Origin of the sequence: Kitasatospora sp. NPDC093558 (assembly GCF_040683475.1) — a bacterium.
In the GTDB taxonomy this organism is placed as follows: domain Bacteria; phylum Actinomycetota; class Actinomycetes; order Streptomycetales; family Streptomycetaceae; genus Kitasatospora.
In genome coordinates this window covers 1-1,390 of record NZ_JBFBDY010001181.1, presented here as the reverse complement: position 1 = coordinate 1,390, position 1,390 = coordinate 1, and the positions used below count along the sequence as shown (strand labels likewise).

The following is a 1,390-nucleotide window of genomic DNA, read 5'->3' as shown; positions in this document are numbered from 1 at the left end:
TGACCCCGTCCGAACGCCGCGTGGCGGACCTCGTCGGGCACGCTCTGACGAACCAGGAGATCGCGGCCGAATTGCGGGTGAGCGCGCGGGCCGTCGAGAAACATTTGACGAATTCCTATCGGAAGCTCGGTATTTCCGGCCGCCGCGAACTTGTGACGGTTCTGTGCGAGGCAGAACCCGTTGTTCGTGTTTGATCCGGTCGGCCGCGCGCGGAAAGCCCGTTCGACCCGCCGCCAACGAGTCGAACGCATGCTCGCCGAACCTCGACCGTACCCCACCGAACCCGCTCTGACCTGCAGAGACGTGGACCGTACCGAACGACCGGCCGAACCCCCCGACCCCACACCGAACCACCGGCCGTACGCCCACAGAATTGGACCGGACCAGCCCGGACGCCGTTGACCGGCCGGATCGGCGGTCCCTAGAGTCGAAGCAGAGTTCACCGCGAATCAGGCCGTTCGAGTCAGCCCGGCTCGAAAAGAATGGCCGGGAAATCCCGCGGATATCAGCACCGCACACGCGCCCCCGAAGGGATCCGACTGCCGTGGTCATCTCCTCTTCCGTCCTGGCCGATACCGCTCGGACCATCGTGTGCGATCGAGAGCCAGGTCAGGACGCGGCGCCGCAAACCCGTCCCGTCACCGATCAGGCCGGCCTGAACATGGCCCAGCTCGACCGCACTCTCACCATCCGGCAGGCCAACGAGTCCTTCTTCTGGCAGTTCGGGCGCTCCTCGTCCGAGCTCTGCGGCCGGACGTTCAGCGACCTCGTCCACCCGAGCGTCCAGCAGCCGCTGCTGCGCCAGTTCTCCGGCCTGATCGAGGGCCGCCGCGACCGCTTCGCCACCGACGTCATAGCGATCGGCCCCGACGAGGAGACGTTCACCGTCCCGCTCACCGCCGTCATGGTCCGCGGCGGGCTGCCGGACGAGTCCTCGATCATGGTGATGATGCCCAACCGCGACGGCGAGGCGGCCGAATCCGAGGTCGTCGCCGGCCGCAAGAAGCTGCTGAGCGAGATCGACGCCCGGATCCTGGAGGGCATCGCGGCCGGTGTCTCCACCGTCCCGCTCGCCGCGCGGCTCTACCTGAGCCGCCAGGGCGTCGAGTACCACGTCACCTGCCTGCTGCGGAAGTTGCGCGTCCCGAACCGCGCCGCCCTGGTCTCGCGGGCCTACTCGATGGGCGCGCTCAAGGTGGGCGTCTGGCCGCCGAAGGTCGTGGAGAGCTTCGTGAAGTAGCCGTCCGAACCGCGCCGACCCGCCCGACCCGCAGTGCCGTACGCATGCCCGCCCGGGCCGAACTCACAGCGCGGGCCCGCGTCCTCGTTCTCGTAGACCACCAGCCCCGGGAACGTGCGGCGGAGGTAACGCAGCTGACGCTGGTCGCCC

Annotated in this window: 3 protein-coding genes; 2 read left to right on the top strand and 1 reads right to left on the bottom strand. The window is 68.6% G+C overall.

Features of this window, described 5'->3' with window-relative positions; genetic code table 11:
- Together AB0O00_RS39580 and AB0O00_RS39575 are read left to right on the top strand one after the other, a co-directional pair.
- A partial coding sequence (locus tag AB0O00_RS39580) for a helix-turn-helix transcriptional regulator (RefSeq protein WP_363659509.1) occupies positions 1-194 on the top strand: 194 nt, incomplete at its 5' end.
- A gap of 461 nt (positions 195-655) precedes the next feature.
- Entirely contained in the window at positions 656-1,240 is a 585-nt protein-coding gene (locus AB0O00_RS39575; RefSeq protein WP_363659510.1) for a LuxR C-terminal-related transcriptional regulator, read from the top strand.
- Here AB0O00_RS39575 and AB0O00_RS39570 read toward each other — a convergent pair.
- A partial coding sequence (locus AB0O00_RS39570) for a hypothetical protein (protein ID WP_363659508.1) occupies positions 1,174-1,390 on the bottom strand: 217 nt, incomplete at its 5' end. The genes AB0O00_RS39575 and AB0O00_RS39570 overlap by 67 nt on opposite strands.